This window comes from Prosthecobacter fluviatilis (genome assembly GCF_042655725.1).
GTDB classification, from domain to species: Bacteria; Verrucomicrobiota; Verrucomicrobiia; order Verrucomicrobiales; family Verrucomicrobiaceae; genus Prosthecobacter; species Prosthecobacter fluviatilis.
This window is the reverse complement of sequence record NZ_JBHSMQ010000012.1, coordinates 1-13,479: the sequence shown is the minus strand read 5'-3', so window position 1 is coordinate 13,479 and position 13,479 is coordinate 1. Positions and strand designations below refer to the sequence as shown.

The 13,479-nt window shown below is 60.0% G+C and carries 9 protein-coding genes; 1 reads left to right on the top strand and 8 read right to left on the bottom strand.

Annotation, left to right across the window (positions count from 1 at the left end; translation table 11 throughout):
• Positions 1-261 precede the first annotated feature (261 nt).
• The gene (locus tag ACFQDI_RS22550) at positions 262-2,217 is read left to right on the top strand and encodes a HEAT repeat domain-containing protein (protein ID WP_377171234.1); all 1,956 of its coding nucleotides are present in this window, start codon (positions 262-264) and stop codon (positions 2,215-2,217) included.
• A 78-nt stretch (positions 2,218-2,295) separates the two neighbouring features.
• On the opposite strand, the gene ACFQDI_RS22545 is transcribed toward ACFQDI_RS22550, so the two are convergent.
• The 8 genes from ACFQDI_RS22545 to ACFQDI_RS22510 all read right to left on the bottom strand — a co-directional run bounded on the left by ACFQDI_RS22545 (position 2,296) and on the right by ACFQDI_RS22510 (position 13,363).
• Complete coding sequence (locus ACFQDI_RS22545) at positions 2,296-3,687, bottom strand: hypothetical protein (protein ID WP_377171232.1); 1,392 nt, start codon at positions 3,685-3,687, stop codon at positions 2,296-2,298.
• A gap of 558 nt (positions 3,688-4,245) precedes the next feature.
• Positions 4,246-4,830: a hypothetical protein gene (locus tag ACFQDI_RS22540; RefSeq protein ID WP_377171230.1), complete on the bottom strand. Its 585-nt coding sequence runs from the start codon at positions 4,828-4,830 to the stop codon at positions 4,246-4,248.
• Between the two features lie 10 nt (positions 4,831-4,840).
• Positions 4,841-6,421: a hypothetical protein gene (locus ACFQDI_RS22535; protein WP_377171228.1), complete on the bottom strand. Its 1,581-nt coding sequence runs from the start codon at positions 6,419-6,421 to the stop codon at positions 4,841-4,843.
• Between the two features lie 155 nt (positions 6,422-6,576).
• A complete protein-coding gene (locus ACFQDI_RS22530; protein WP_377171226.1) occupies positions 6,577-8,763 on the bottom strand; it encodes a hypothetical protein in 2,187 nt (728 codons plus the stop codon).
• A 206-nt stretch (positions 8,764-8,969) separates the two neighbouring features.
• Positions 8,970-10,655 (bottom strand): hypothetical protein, encoded by a 1,686-nt coding sequence (locus ACFQDI_RS22525; protein ID WP_377171224.1) that lies wholly within the window; start codon positions 10,653-10,655, stop codon positions 8,970-8,972.
• A 251-nt stretch (positions 10,656-10,906) separates the two neighbouring features.
• Positions 10,907-11,629: a hypothetical protein gene (locus tag ACFQDI_RS22520; RefSeq protein ID WP_377171222.1), complete on the bottom strand. Its 723-nt coding sequence runs from the start codon at positions 11,627-11,629 to the stop codon at positions 10,907-10,909.
• 367 nt (positions 11,630-11,996) lie between these two features.
• Positions 11,997-12,611, bottom strand: a complete 615-nt coding sequence (locus ACFQDI_RS22515; RefSeq protein WP_377171220.1) for a hypothetical protein — start codon at positions 12,609-12,611, stop codon at positions 11,997-11,999.
• 17 nt (positions 12,612-12,628) lie between these two features.
• Positions 12,629-13,363, bottom strand: coding sequence for a hypothetical protein (locus ACFQDI_RS22510; RefSeq protein ID WP_377171218.1), 735 nt, complete (start codon positions 13,361-13,363; stop codon positions 12,629-12,631).
• Positions 13,364-13,479: the final 116 nt, after the last annotated feature.

Here is a 13,479-nt window from a genome sequence, read left to right as displayed (position 1 = left end):
AAAAGCTTGGGCCTGGATCTGGGGATGCAAGTGTGAAAATACCGAGGTGTGGTAGGAAATGATATATGTTCTTGGTTCTTGGTTCTTGGTTCTTGGTTCTTGGTTCTTGGTTCTTGGTTCTTGGTTCTTGGTTCTTGGTTTTCAGGCGGGAGGATGGAGAGGCTTCGTCCGGCAGGTTCACGGCGGCGGGGCGGCTCTGGCTTTCTGCTGCCTGCAAAAAAACCTTGCTCAAAGCGCCATGGGAGTGGTGTAATTGACGGCATGTCTTTTCTTTTCAGGGGTCGTGCTGGCAGAGTATGCTGGGTGGTCTGCGCGATGCTTGCCTTGCAGTGCATTGCCGCAGCCCAGGAATACTTTCCCACCCCTGAAGAAAAGCAGAGCGCCCGGCCTCAGCCATGGCAGGCGGCGGGGCTGCGCGCTGCGCTGGCGGATGCCTCTCCACTCCTCCGCTCTCTGGCGGTGCAGCATATCACCTGGAAACACTGGGGCGATGGCTTGCTCACCGCGAAGGACCTGGAGCCGCTGCTGCAAAGCCCGGATGAGGAGATCAAAAAAAGGGCGGCGAAAGCGCTGGAGCAACTGAGCCCAACGCCCACACCCGGCGGCGCGGGAGCAGCCGAGAAGGAGCGCGATCCAGCTCCGCCTGAGGGCGCAGAGGCTGGGAAAAAAGCGCCGGAGAAGATCGCGCCGGAGAGAGTGAAGGAACTGCTCACGCAGCTGCATGATCCGCACTTCTATGAGCGTGAGAGTGCCGTCAAGGCGCTCGGTCAGGCTGGGCCGCTGGCCACAGAGGAGATGGTCAGCGCCCTCGTCCCGCTGCTGCAGGATGACGACTTTGGCGTTGTCCTCAGCACTGTCCAGGCTCTGCGAAACATGGACCGCGAGGAGGGCGCCTGCCGCAAGGCGCTGCTGAGCCTGCTCAAAGCGAAGGACTCCGGGCCGCAGGACGTTTTCCCGGCCAAGACCCCCGCGTGGAGCGCGCGGCACGATGCCATGTATCTGCTCATCTACGGAGGTCCGGGGGAGGGGCTCTACAGCGAGGGCATCCCTTTCATTCTGCCCCTGCTCACAGACCCTGAAAGATACGTGCGGGAGGCGGTGGTGGTCTGCCTGCAGAAGGTGGGGCCCAGGCTCGTGCCCTACCTGAAGGATCTGCTGCCGCTCCTGAAGGACGAAAGCAAGCCCATGGTGCAGGCTCTTGCCGCGAGAGCCCTGACCGCTGTGGGGGATGAAGCCGCGCCCACGGTGGCCCGTGCCCTGCTGCCGCTGCTGCAGAGCAAGGAGCCCTATCTGCCTTGCACGGTCATCGATTCTCTCGGCTGTATGGGACCGTCTGCGGCACCTGTGGCGCTGCCTGCACTGCTGCCATTTCTAAAGAAGAAAAACGAGGAGTGCAGGCTCTGCGCCGTTGTCGCGCTCGGCCAGTTGGGCCCGGCGGCTGCGCCTGCTGCCAGGGATCTGCTGGCGGTGCTTGATGATCCAGACACGCAGGGGCTCGGGCATTTGGGCAACTTCTCCCAGCATATCGCTGCGGAGGCTCTGGGGCAGCTTGGCCCCAGTGTGGTGCCCCTCGTGGTCCCGGCGCTGGTGCAGCATTTCAAAGACGGAGACAACACGCTGAACCGCCACATCCTGCGCGCTTTGGAGCGCATGGGGCCCGCCGCCGCCGCTCCTGCCATCTCGTCCTCACTTCCCTTGCTCCAGAGCACCGATCTCTTGACACGTTACTGGGCCATTGAACCCCTCGAACTCTGGGGAAACCTCCAGCGCGATCCCGCCTGGCAGTGCGCCGCGCTCGCAGGAGCAGCCGCCGCTGTGGATGACAAGGATCTGCAGTCTCTCAGATTCTCCCTCTACCTCTGGTCCGGGCATGATCCTGAGCTGCTGCTGAGCGTGCGCTGGCTGGGGCGGCCTGCCGATCCACTGCCTGCCAAAGGAACTGCACTGAGTGCGCAGGAGCAGCAGGCCGTGCTGCGCACGCTGCTCAAACTCTGGCCTCACAGTGCGGCCTATCCTGCGGTGCGCAGGGAGATGGCCCAGCGCGCCGCCGATGTCGCGCAAAGCATTGGCGCTACGCCGGATGAAGAAGTCGTCGCGCTTTTCACGCGCCTGGAGGCCAGCCTGAAAGCCGACGACGTCAAAGAAACCCAGCCCGCCTCTGCCACCGCACGCAGTGCCGTCGAACGTGTGCTGGCTCGGAGTGCGGGGAAGAAATGATGATGCAGTGAGATTCCAAAAAGAGGCAGGGTACGCCGGGAGAGGCGCTGCATGAAGGCGCTGTGGAGGCAGAGCTTTTTACCTGGGTGGAGTGGGTGGAGCATAGCGATGCCTGATGGGAGCTGCGTTCTTTATATGGCTCTCAGTCACCCCATATCCCAGCATCTCAAGCACGTGCTTGAGGCCGCCTTCCTTCCCATAGAGAGTACTTTCACGCATGGGGACATGCATATCGGTCTGGTGAGAAATGGCTTCGAGCTTTTTCTGCTCGAACCAAAATGATTGGGCAACAGATTCGGCCATTTTTTTGGGATCTTTGAGCATCGTTTCAAACTCTTCCGGCCGTTCTTTTTTGAAGGCTTCCATCTTCGCCTTTACTTTCGCGGCGCTGATCTCGGCATTGACGATGTTGGCGATGCGCATCGCTTCATTTTCCGTGGATTTGCTACGAGGTTCGTGATCGCTGGTGTCGTCCTCGGGCTTGCTCCTGGGGTCAATATACGTCACCGGCGCGATCTTATGCAGCTCTTGCCTTCCCCGCAGCTTGGCATCATCCAATTCTTGGTCTGTCGGGGGGGCAGCGCCTCTTTTCGCTGCTTGCTGATACCAATTTTGAATGGCATGAGCCGTTTCATGGGCGAGCGTCCCGGGCAGGAGCGTGTTAGGATTCACATAGATGTGGATGGTGCCGTCGAGACCGATATACGGTTGGGCGTTGGTAGCGGTTGTTGAGTGGATGACCACATCCTTTCCCGAAAGTTCACGCGCTTTATTGAGCACAGCTCTGGCAGTGGGAGAATTCTCAAGTGCTGCATTGATGACTGAGCGGGCGTGCTCTCCAAATTTAGCGCCCTTTTGCGGAGGAGGTGCCGAGGCGTCGGCGGTGCGGACAATCTCCGCATTCTCATCTGCCTCATGAATCTTGTATGGGTGCTGCCCGGCTTGATCTACCCAGCCGCTTCCGGCGGGGGAGTGAGGGGCTGCGGGAGCAGCTTGTGCAGGAGCGGCGGCTGGACGCTGAGCTTGAGCCAGGGCTTGAGGCTGTGCTGCGGGCGCACCGCCCTTAGTCGGGGGATTGGCCCCACGCGCCTGCTGTTGCGCGGCAAGCACTTGATGGGATCCCTGAAGGCGTTGTTGTGAAGAGGGGCCGCTGGCATTCCTGCCCAGTTGCTGCCTCAAAAACGACTCTGGAGCGCTGCGTTTTTCAAAGATGCGGCCTCGGGGCAGGGCGGTGCTGTGGTCTTGCGCCGGGGCTTCTCTGCTGGGAGAGTCTGAGGTGGGGGCGTGGAAGTCGTCGCGGAGGTCTTGCGTGGAAGGGGGAAAGCCGCTGCTGCGGGTGCTGGAGGCTGCGGGAGGCGCATCATCGAAGCCGGAGCTGCGGGTGGTGTTTTCCCAGGGTTTGAGGGTTGGGGCGTGTGCGTCCTCATTGTGATCCTGCGGTGGCAGGTCTTGGGCGGTGATGCGGGGCATGTACCAGGGCCTGTCGTCTGCGTGGTCTTGCGGGGCGGTGTCGTCCTCGGGGTCGGCTTCTGGCGGAGGGGGATCATCTTGATCCCTCGTTCTGGAGGGTGCGGGGCTGGTGGGTGTGGCGGAGCGTGGAGGGATCGGGACGATCCCTCTCCGGGGGCTGTCTTCCCGGCGACCGTGGGCCTGTTCTGGCGGAGGGGGATCATCTTGATCCCTCGTTCTGGAGGGTGCGGCGCTGGTGGGTGTGGCGGAGCGTGGAGGGATCGGGACGATCCCTCTCCGGGGGCTGTCTTCCCGGAGCGGGGCGGTGGAAGGCGCAGGATTGTCACGCACCGGCAGGTGGCTGAAGGCGCGGACGCCGCCGGCGCGGGGCATGGGCTGCATGGTGTTGTCTTCCTCCTCGTCGTCATCGTAAGGGCGTCCGGATTCGGGGAGGTGCGAGGTGGGGAAGATGAAGGCCATGGAGCATGGTTTGGGTCATGAAGCGGGAATGCAAATAAAAATACCATTACATGGTATTATGAGGCGCGTGCTGATGAGGCCAGTCTGGCGAGAGCGGCTTTATTTGGACGGCCCGGCTCCTGCCTGTGGTGCTGCTGCGCTGCGCGGGGCGGCCATGTCCGGCTCTTTTTTGAGGTGCTCGAAAAGATCCGCCGCCTTTAGCAGCTTCAGCTTTTCGAGCGCGGGCTTGAGTTCAGGCACGGCCTTCGCCAGCTCCTCCAGCGTGCCGGCTTTGACCACCGTCTTTTCATCGATCAGCCACCAGAGCAATTTCCGGGTCTTTTCATACTGGCTGAGCTCCGCAAGCGACATGTTGCGGTTTGCCGCGGGCGGGTAACCTGTGATCAGCAGCTTTTTTCCGCTTGTGAGCTCTATCCTGCAGCCCTCTTCGATCTCCAGAACCTGCTCTTCCTCGATCTCATCACCAATGGCAGTGGCCACCTCCGGCTCATCTCCGGGCACCGCCCTGACGAGATCCAGTCGGTAGCTCCGCTTTCCGTCAAAGGTGGGAAAGCGGTACTGAAACAGGGCCTCGTCATCAAACACATAGAGCACCTCGATGTCATCGTCCGAGGTCTTGTGATGACGCTGAAGCTCCCAGGGCGTGAGGCAGAGTGCCGCCGCCGCGCTCAGCAGCAGGGCCACCAGCCCCAGGCTACCTGGATGGCGGCGGAGCAGTCGACTTTGGCGGGTAGGTTCCCACATCGGTGATGATTTGTGCGGTGGATTGATTCGATGTCTGGGTGAATGTAATGGGATCCGAGGTGACTGCAAATCCTGTTCCGGGGACGCGTGACATGAGGAGGGTCTTGAGCTGGCCTGCCTGGGTTCTTCCCTGATACAGGCCTTGATTCACGCCGTTGACCATGTCATTGACCGCTCTTTCCGCCTCTTTGTCCACGATGTCAAAGTCGTAGGTGTCATTGACCGTGAAAGCTCCCGACACCTCCCACTTGGTGATCCAGTTTCCATTCTTGTCTTGTTCGAGGTGGCTTGTCACCTTCATGTCAACCTGGGCGGTAAAATTGCCGAGAGTTGCGCTGGTGCCAGCTATCGCGGGGACATTGGCTTTGAAGGTCCAGACTTTGGGAGTGGTTCCGGTGGTGTTCTCCTTCAAGGCCTTCAGAAATTCTGCGGACCGGGCGAAGTTCAGGCCGATGTTGCAGTCATAAACATCCTGATGACTCATCTTGTATTGTTTTTTCGGGGCGCCGTTTAGGTAGTTGTCCAGAAGGCCTGTCTGGATGTTTTTGGAGAAACCAGCTTCACCGGACACCATTTTTTGCAGGCCCGGTATTCCCTGGGTATGAAGGGTGTACTGGACTTTGAGATCGATCAGGTTCTTCGCTTTTTCCAACCTTTGGTCTTCAGGATATGATTTGAGAACGCTCCGCGCCATGTCTGCCTGTGACTGTTGGTCGGGCGTCTTGGGTGGCGGGGGAGGTGCGGCGAAAGTGTTTTGGCCCGCCTTTGGCACGGGCTGCGCCGCAGGCCTGGCGCTCTGTGCGAATGTCTGCGGTGCCCGGGGGCTGGATGGAGCCTGCCGCGTGGCGCTGGTGCCAGACGTGTGTTGGAAAAAGTCTTCGTGTTGATCCCGCTCATTCTCAGGGCTGCTTGTGGGGCGGTACACCAGATCGTGGTATACAGCTTTGCCTGCGAACCCCTGGGGCTGGCCTGTGCGCTGATCCCGGAGGCCATAGGGCTGGGCAGAGCGGTCGTCCTGGGAGAAGTCTTCGCCCATGGTGGAGTGGAAGGCGTCGCGGAGATCCTGCGGGGAAGGGATGAAGCCGCTGCTGCGGGTGCGCGATGAGTCGCGGTGCATGGAGGGGTCGGGATGGTCTTCCTCCTCCAGGGCGCGGTCGTCTTCTTGATGGCTCTCCGGGGGCTGGTCCTGGGCGGTGATGCGGGGGCTGTGCCAGAGGGTGTCATCCGCGTAGTCAGCATGGGCGCGGGTGGCATCACCGTGGTCGGATTCAGCTACGGGGGCTTGGGTGCTGTCCTGATCGTCCTCGGGCTCGATGTGCCGGCGTGGGCGGCCGACGGGGGTGGCGGGGCGTGCGGAGAGCGGGCCGGAGGAGTCTGCCAGAGCGCGCGCGGGCGGCAGGTGGCTGAAGGCGCGCACGCCGCCGGCGCGGGGCATGGGCTGCATGGTGTCTTCGTCCTCCTCATCTTCGAGGTGGTCAGGGCGGCGGACTCGTGTTTCAGGAAGGTGGGAGGTGGAGAAGATGAAGGCCATGCAGGAAAGCTTGGGCCTGGATCTGGGGATGCCAGTGGAAAGATACCGTAGTGTGGTATGATGTGGTTTAAAAACCGTATGGAATGCTGGTGGAGATGACGGGGCATGAAATGCAGGATGCCCGCCGTTTGGCCGCTGCTGGCGGGGACGCAAAATCAGCGCGCTTTTTCACCCGCCGCCAGTGCGGCCTGCACAGCGCGCAGGGCGGTGGCGCAGTCGGGGGAGGGGGCTTCTGCAAGCTGGGTGGCGAGTGTGTTCAGCACTTTGCGCAGGGGCTCGTCCAGCGGGCGGGATTTCAGATGGGTGGTGATGAGCTGGCTGGTACGGCGGGCCATGGCGTGGCGCAGTGCGGTGTGTGAGGCGTCTATGCCGGCGCTGTGGGGCCAGAAGCGGGAGATGAGGCCGAGGATTGACTGCGGCGGTGTGTCTCCCAAAGGCGGATCCGTCTGGGTGCTGCCGAGCCAGCGCACGGCCTGGAGGTGCGCGGGTGTGCGTCCGAGCCAGAGGTGGAGGTAGAAGCGCAGCTCGGGATCGGGCTCGCCAGCATAGGTTTTGGCGAGGAGTTCTGCGACCTGCGCGTCTGTGATGGGATGGATGCCGGAAACACCGAGCGTCTGGTCAATGGCGAGGCGCGTCTGCCACGTTAGCCCAGGTGCATCGAGAAGGGCAAGGAGGCGCTGCTGTACTTGCGGCGGGAGCTTGTCGCCCATCTGCGCCAGGGCGTAGGCGGCGTCCCAGGGTGTCTGGGCGTTGCCCATGGGGTGCTGCATGGCTGCCAGCAGCGCCTCCTGCACCTCGGATGGCATTTTTTCGCCCAGGTTTCCGAGTGCGGGTACGGCGAACTCCACGGGGATCAGGGGAACGCTGCGCGGGGCAGAGGGGGGCGCGGTCTCTGCGGCCGCTTGTGTGATGATGCCCACCAGCGCCGGCACGGCCTCCGCAGGCATGTTTGCGCCCAGGTGCGTCATGGCCTCCAGCGCACTGGAGCGCAGGATCTCGTCTGCGGCCTGGTCCTGATGCAGCGCCACCAGAGCATGCCTGATCTCCGGGCTGGCAGCGGCACCCAGGTGCCCCAGTGTCTGGGCGGCCAGCGCGCGCGCATGCAGCACGGCGTTCTTGTCCGGCAGGCAGGCCGCCAGCGCGCGTTGGATCTCCGGCGGCAGCGCGCCACCCGTGGCAAGCTGCTGAAAGAAATCCTCCGCGATGGCCTGCCGTGAGTCATCGCGGGCGGCCGGGCTCAGAAACTCGGCCAGGATTTCCTTCATCACCGGGGGGCTCGCATGCGTGCCTGCTCCGGCCAGAATGCGCAGCTCCGCACCCAGGATGTCGCGCTCCATCATGAAGTGCTCGGCATCCTGCGCTGTCACGGGCGGCTGCGGTGTGCGCGCGGCCTTGAGAAAGCGCTCCAGCAGCCCCTGCTGCACAGCCTGGGGCATGTGCGGCGCCGTCAGCTTCAGCGCATGTGCGATATTTTCATGGAGCAGGAGGTGCTCTTTTCTGGCATCTTCACCGCCCTGTGCGGGCGGCTGGACATCATACGCGGCCAGCAGCGCCTGCGGCACCTCCGGCGGCATGCGCGGCCCCAGCATGGCCAGGGCTCTGGCAGCCACGAAGTAGAGGGGATGGCTGGCGGCGGGATCCCGCAGCGCTGCGCGCAGCAGCTCCAGTGCCTGCGGCGGCATCTGCGGCCCCAGGCGGGCCATGGCCACTGCTGCGCTGTCCCGCAGCGAGAGGCTGGCATGCGTGTCCAGCAGCAGGCCCAGCATCACCTCCCGTGCCTGTGGCGGCATGCTGGCACCCAGACCGGCCACTGCTTCCGCCGCATGGAAGGCGGCTTCAGCAGGGGCCTGCGGGTTCTTCAGGAGAGAGAGCAGCGCCTCCTGCGTGGCAGCGGTCATGGCGGACCCCAGCTCACCGAGGCCCTTGCTGGCGGCCATCCTCTGCTCCAAATCGGTTTGTGGCTGATCGAGAAGAGCCGCCATCTCCAGCTGCACCTCGGGGATCATGCCGCCGCCCACCCGCCCGAGCGCCTCTGTGGCGGCGTGTCGTGCGGAGATCTCCGCACCCTTGTCATGCTGCAGGCGTGCCAGTGCGTGCTGCACCTCCGGCGGCATCTGCGCGCCCAGTTGCGCAGCGGCGCTGGTTGCCAGCTCCCGGACATCTCTGTCAGGGAGGGCCAGCCACTTCAGCCACTGCGTGGTGGGGAGGTGAAGCTGCGCCACCCACTTCTTGCGCTTGCAGTAGTGCAGCGCGTGATACTGCACCATGGGAGCCGGATCAGCCAGCGCCGCCTCGATGCCCGCGCGCTGCCACGGCGCAGGCTCCTTCTCCGGCGGGATCATGGGCCTGGATTCGGATGCCAGCACGGCGAAGCAGCAGCAGGCCAGCGCGGCGGCAGCCAGCCCCGTTCGGTGTACGCATCGTGATCCAAGCTTCTTTGAGATGGCCGAGTACCGCATGCCTCAGGCTGAACCCATCCCCGATGATTTGCAACGGTGAACCGTGATGAAGCAGGAGAGAGGGGATCAAACGGACCTGAAGATCGCATTCAACGTGGTCTCAACGCGGGCTGGAATGCTGGTGGTGCGGGTGGAATGTAAAAGGTTTGATAACGAGGGGGATTGTCCATGGAGTTCCTCACCTTCTTCAGCATTTCTGGCGTGACTCCATTTCCCAATGTCTTTGCCACGTGGATAAAATCATGATTGCCGTACCTGGTGAGCATGGGGATTGCATACGTGTTTCTGAAATGTTTGCCTTCCTCCAGATTCCGGGCTTCCTGCCAGAAAGCTTTGGCGATTTCCTCCGGGGGGACGTTGGTTCTGCCCTTGAACTGTTCTTTGATTTTGGCGGCTGTTCGTTCCGCATTCACAATGTTGGACACGCGAACGGCTTCGTTTTCCGTGTAGTCGTCCCCGGGATCTCCATGGTATGCCACCGGGATGATTTGATTCAGTGCCTCGCTGGCTTTCTTCCGTGCTCGCTCAAAGGGGTTGGGATTGTTTTTGTCAGGTTTGGCGAGGGCTTCTTTATATTCATTTTTAAATGCAACCCGCTGAATCACATGGGCCAGTTCGTGCCCGAAAGTTGCGCCAGACAGTTCGCTTGGATTGATTTCAATGGTCACGGTGCCGTCATCGCCGATGCTCATGGTTGCCTCGCCTTTTCCCGATTTTGGAACGATTCGGATCTTGTTGGGAAGACTCCTGACTGCTTGCATGATTGCAGCTGTGGTGGGCGACTCCTGGAGTTCTCTGTTCAGGGCATCTTGCACAGCTTTCGCAAAGGGGGAATTTTGATCGTCGTCGATTGAGATGTTTGATCTTTGATCCGGGTCTCCCGAGGCGGGGGCGGGTGCATTGGCTGCAGCGGCACCAGATGCCGTGCCCGATGGTGGTTTCGACCCAGGAGTGACATTCTGCGCGAATGTTTGCGGTGCTTTGGGGCTTGATGGAGCCTGCCCTGTGGCGCGGGTGTCTGCCACATTCTGGAAGAAGCCGTCGGCTTGATGCCGCTCATTCTCTGTGCTGCCGGGGCGGTACACCAGACCATGGTATTCAGGCTTGTCAGCCAGGCTTTGGAACTGGCCTGTGCTCTGACCTCGGAGGCCGGGAGGCAGGCGCTTTTCAAAGATGCGGCCTCGGGTCAGGGCGGGGCGGCTGTCTTGAGCGGGGGTTTCTCGGGTGGGAGAGTCCGGGGAGGGAGCGTGGAAGCCATCGCGGAGGTCTTGCGGGGAGGGTGAGAAGCCGTTGTCTCGAGTGGTGGAGGTGCTGCGTTCAGCAGAATGCGCGTCGTCGAAGCCTGAGTTGCGGACGGGGCGGTTCAGGCTGGAGCTGCCCACATCCTCATCGTGGGCCTGCGGGGGCAGGTCTTGGGCGGTGATGCGGGGCATGTACCAGGGACTGTCGTCTGCGTGGTCTTGCGGGGCGGTGTCGTCTTCGGGGTCGGCTTCTGAAGGAGGGGGATCATCCTGATCCTCCAGTCTGGTGGGCGCGGGGCTGGTGGGTGTGGCGGAGCGTGGAGGGATCGGGGCGATCCCTCTCCGGGGGCTGTCTTCCCGGAGCGGGGCGGTGGAAGGCGCAGGATTGTCACGCACCGGCAGGTGGCTGAAGGCGCGGACGCCGCCGGCGCGGGGCATGGGCTGCATGGTGTCTTCCTTCTCCTCGTCTTCGAGGTGAGCAGGGCGGCGGACTCGTGTTTCAGGAAGGTGGGAGGTGGAGAAGATGAAGGACATGGGAAAAGTCTTGGGTCTGGATCTGGGGATGCAAGTGAAAAGATACCGGAATGTGGTATGATGTGGTTTAAAAACCGTATGGAATGCCGGTGGAGATGACAAGGCATGAAATGCAGGATGCCCGCTGCTGGCGGGGCGCAAAATCAGCGCGCTTTTTCACCCGTCGCCAAAGGCAAAATGCCTGGCATGTTTGTGGCGCTGTCCGCATTTTTTGAAAATACCTTGATGGGCTGACTTCTGCGCCTGTCAGGCTATCTGAAAGTGATATCCTGCCATTCCAGCGTCAGTCCTTGCGTTCTAGTGCTGAATAAAGGACGCGCATGAAGTATCCAGAGGTCCTCAGCAAGCACCTTTTCTGTGGCAGCCTCATCCACACCAGTCAAATAAACAGCGACAATGTGCCGGTTGTGGCCATGCAAATAACTTTCAAAGACAAGGGCATTGCCACGTCTGGCATAACCCACTCCACGGATGCCTGGTCGACTTTCCCAGCTGCTTCCAATAAGGGGGGCTGGTGTATCCGAAAGATCGATTTCACCTTCCGCCGGAGCAGGTCTTTTCGCTGTCAGTGTTTTTCTAAGGAGGTCTGCCTCCCCAGGAAACGCGTTCAAAAAGTCCGTCACTCCCCATCCAAAAGCAGTGTTGCGAACACTCGATGGCAGGATGCAGTAGGAACTGACACCCATGACCAGCACCGCTGCCAGGGTGATGCAATGATGAAGCAAAGACCAGGCCGCACCGGGGATGTCTGCCGGCTTTTTCTTCCGATAAAAGGAGATCGCACTCACCAGCGCCACGATCGCCATGAAAGCCAGCACTGAATAGCTTAGAGTGTCAGTCAACTCGAGCACCAGCTGGGACGCCCCAAATTTCCAACCGAGGAAATAATCCGTCAAAAAGCCCAGAGACAATCCTGCACCCAGTGCTGCAAGCAGCGATCCGCCGAAAAGAAGCCTGGCAGTTAATTTACTCACTCCAAAACCTTAGTTTGATCATGACTGGGGCGTCAATCGGCAATTCGAATGTTCGCAACAGGAAAAGATGCCAGAAAAGATGCCAGGCATTTAGCAAAGGTGAGACGCCTACGCTTCTCATTTTCAACCTCATGACAGATCGTTGCCTCGGATGCTAGTGGCGCGGGTTTTGAGAAGGGAGTCGGGCAAGCTGGTTGTGGCAGTCGAGCAGAGCCGTCGTGGCTACAAGTGAAAGACTGATATTATATCTTATATCTTCCGTTGATCGGATAACAGCCCGCTCATCGATGATGGGCTCGCAAACAACAGCTCTCTTCGCCTTCAAGCGCCACGAGCAGTCATCTGCCAAAACTTGGCACTCAATGGCTCATTTATATTTCGGTGAGAGATGGATCTGAATCACCGACTCATCAAATGGAGTGGCGACGGTGCGCGCTACCTTGCTTTGCTTGTAGTGCATCTCGCACTCCACCCAAACAATCCTGTCCTGATAGAGGTATGCCGCCGTTAGGATCAGACCAATATTGCCCTTGTCCAACTCTAGAAACTGGGTGGACTCGGGAACATACATGATGTTGAAGTAGGCCTCATTTCCTGAGCGGGAAGGCGGCACCAGAGTCTGCAGCACTTCCTGAAACGTGCGCGCTTCTGCAAGCTTCTCCAGCGTGGGCGGGAGAAAGGGGAGCAGGACATAATAGCCACGTTCATCCGTCTTGAGCGACACATTGTCACCTTCGACGCGCATCATTTTAAAGGGCACATTGTACCAGGGGTAATCATTGAATGAAACAGCCACTTCTTTGCCGACGTCAGAGCCCCTGTGAATGAGATCGCTCAAGCCCTCCAGATCATAGAGCCTGAGGAAAGGCAGGATCTGGGCACTGGTATACACCGTCGGCTCGGCGGGCTGCCCTGGGGTCTGCCCTGGGAGGCAGGTTGCCGCCACGAGAAAGCACGCAAGAAGTAGAAGGCGATTTTTCATAGGTTCATTCAAAAGGATTATGGGTCTGTGGGCAACGGGACATTCACGGGCTCATTCTGAATCTTGTCATCCAGGCCCAGGCTGGTAAACCAGTCTGGATTAGGCTCATAGAACTCGGTGCCCGATCCTCCCTTGCAGGCACGTACGTGGGTGGGAAGATGCTTGTCATTGTATCTGTCCCTCATCGTTGTGAACGCTCTGTGGCATCCGAGAAAGAACATTTGCTCCATGTTGAGCACTTTCTTTGTTGCCTCTTCCTCGGTTGCATAAGGCTTGGTCTTAAGCTTGAATATATTTTCCGAATAGTATTTGGAGATACGCCGTCCCACTGCTTGATCAACCTTGATGTGGGCTTTTTCGTGCTCGGTCAAATCAGCCACCGTTTTGGCGGTGATGTCCGCTGTGTCTGCTCCGGGTTTGCCCGAGGTCCATCGGAGCTGCGGCCGGGCAATGTAGGAAGTAGGACTGTAGGTATAAATACGCGGTATGCACACATATCCTACATACTTGCCGTTGGCGTCCTTTTTGACCGTCGCCTTCGCTTTGATTTTATCACCAATGTAACCGCCATTGCGTTCAGTAAGTGCAAGACCACCTTCGTCTTGGTTTTTCTTAAATATATCAGCTGCAGTCAATGACTTAAACGTTGCGTCTGGAATATCATACAGGTCGCCCTTGCTGCCGCAGCCTTCCGGGCTGCTGCTGGAGGTCTTGACCACCTTGTCACTCTGCGTGGATGAAATGCCAGGCATGAATGGCACTTGATTAAGGGCAGGATTCGTTTTTTGGCAGGTTCATTTACAGGCATATGTATTAAAATTTTTGTGTAACATTATTTGAACATTCCAACGATGCTTGAACTCCACTT

What these genes read in the sequence shown, in the direction of transcription:
- ACFQDI_RS22550 (WP_377171234.1), top strand. Translation starts at nt 262, where the DNA reads ATGTCTTTTCTTTTCAGGGGTCGTGCTGGCAGAGTATGCTGGGTGGTC.
- ACFQDI_RS22545 (WP_377171232.1), bottom strand. Translation starts at nt 3,687, where the DNA reads ATGCCCCGCATCACCGCCCAAGACCTGCCACCGCAGGATCACAATGAG.
- ACFQDI_RS22535 (WP_377171228.1), bottom strand. Translation starts at nt 6,421, where the DNA reads ATGGCCTTCATCTTCTCCACCTCCCACCTTCCTGAAACACGAGTCCGC.
- ACFQDI_RS22530 (WP_377171226.1), bottom strand. Translation starts at nt 8,763, where the DNA reads ATGATCCCGCCGGAGAAGGAGCCTGCGCCGTGGCAGCGCGCGGGCATC.
- ACFQDI_RS22525 (WP_377171224.1), bottom strand. Translation starts at nt 10,655, where the DNA reads ATGTCCTTCATCTTCTCCACCTCCCACCTTCCTGAAACACGAGTCCGC.
- ACFQDI_RS22515 (WP_377171220.1), bottom strand. Translation starts at nt 12,611, where the DNA reads ATGAAAAATCGCCTTCTACTTCTTGCGTGCTTTCTCGTGGCGGCAACC.
- ACFQDI_RS22510 (WP_377171218.1), bottom strand. Translation starts at nt 13,363, where the DNA reads ATGCCTGGCATTTCATCCACGCAGAGTGACAAGGTGGTCAAGACCTCC.